This window comes from Streptomyces mangrovisoli (genome assembly GCF_000974985.2).
Taxonomy (GTDB): Bacteria; Actinomycetota; Actinomycetes; order Streptomycetales; family Streptomycetaceae; genus Streptomyces; species Streptomyces mangrovisoli.
In genome coordinates this window covers 1-274 of the sequence record NZ_LAVA02000191.1, presented here as the reverse complement: position 1 = coordinate 274, position 274 = coordinate 1, and the positions used below count along the sequence as shown (strand labels likewise).

Below are 274 nucleotides of genomic sequence, written 5' to 3'. Positions count from 1 at the left end.
AGAACACGGCGCGCTTGAACCAGTCGGGGTCGCGGTCCTGGGCGGGGGTGTCCTCGAACGTGTCCGGAACGGGCTCGTTGACGATCATGTTGTGGGTGACCCTCCGATCTGCGGGGTGGACGGTCGCAGGACGGTGAAGACGTGCGCGGACCGGATGCCCGGTTCGAGACGTACGTAGTTGGCCCTGCCCCAGTGATAGGTCTCACCGGTGAGCTCGTCGCGCACCGGTACCGACTCGTGCCAGTCCAGGCCGAGTTGCGGCATGTCCAACGAG

1 protein-coding gene is annotated in these 274 nt (G+C 66.1%); it reads right to left on the bottom strand.

Features of this window, described 5'->3' with window-relative positions; translation table 11 throughout:
• Positions 1-84 precede the first annotated feature (84 nt).
• Positions 85-274: alpha-amylase (locus WN71_RS39350; RefSeq protein WP_107469881.1), on the bottom strand; the 190-nt coding region annotated here is incomplete at its 5' end.